The organism is Streptosporangium oxazolinicum, from assembly GCF_039537505.1.
In the GTDB taxonomy this organism is placed as follows: Bacteria; Actinomycetota; Actinomycetes; order Streptosporangiales; family Streptosporangiaceae; genus Streptosporangium; species Streptosporangium oxazolinicum.
Map to the genome: position 1 here is coordinate 1 of NZ_BAABAQ010000045.1, position 652 is coordinate 652.

2 protein-coding genes are annotated in these 652 nt (G+C 38.3%); one reads left to right on the forward strand and one right to left on the reverse strand.

Features of this window, described 5'->3' with window-relative positions; all coding sequences use genetic code 11:
• On the reverse strand, positions 1–447 hold a 447-nt coding region (locus ABD817_RS39445), incomplete at its 3' end, for a DUF3226 domain-containing protein (protein ID WP_344923575.1).
• Between ABD817_RS39445 and ABD817_RS39450 the strand changes: the two genes are divergently transcribed.
• Positions 430–652 (forward strand): hypothetical protein (locus ABD817_RS39450; RefSeq protein ID WP_344923576.1); only part of this gene is annotated, 223 nt, incomplete at its 3' end. The genes ABD817_RS39445 and ABD817_RS39450 overlap by 18 nt on opposite strands.

Below are 652 nucleotides of genomic sequence, written 5' to 3' on the forward strand. Positions count from 1 at the left end.
GTCATCTTTATTATTTTTAATTTTTTCGAAAAATTCTATTATGTATTCATATAACGCTCGAGTGCTTGCGTGTTCAATTATCAGATCTTCAATGGCACCTTGCTTGTCTTTTCCTGGCATTATAAAGAAAGAAATTTTTGTATTGCCATTCATAGCTATCTCGTTATGCGAGCTGGGGGAGGAGATTTGTAGTTCTCGCAATGTGGCAATTATTGATCTTTCTGTGTCAGAAAATGATGTGTCAGCATCTAATATAATAAAAATACTTTCTTTTTCATCGAAAGAATCAATGTTTTTGAATGCTCTAAGTGCTTGTTTTAATTTTGATTTTCCATTTATTTTTTCGACAAAAACATCGGTAATGCCTTGTATTTCAAGTAGGTTGCATAGAAAATGAAAATCATCATCACGATAAGGAGGGCACGGCAAGTGATGTTCTGGAACCAAAAAAAGAAAGAGAAAGCAGCAACCGGCAATGAAAAAAAGCGCTTCGATCACCTGCTTTCGGTGGCCGAGAAATTACCTGTCATGACGCTGCCCGATCTCATTCGCGCTATCGTGCGACCAGTACAGAGTGATTTCTTGCTGGCGGTAGCCGAGGAAGGAACAGATGCCCGACCAAATATGACCCCTGAAAAGTTCTTCTTTGAAG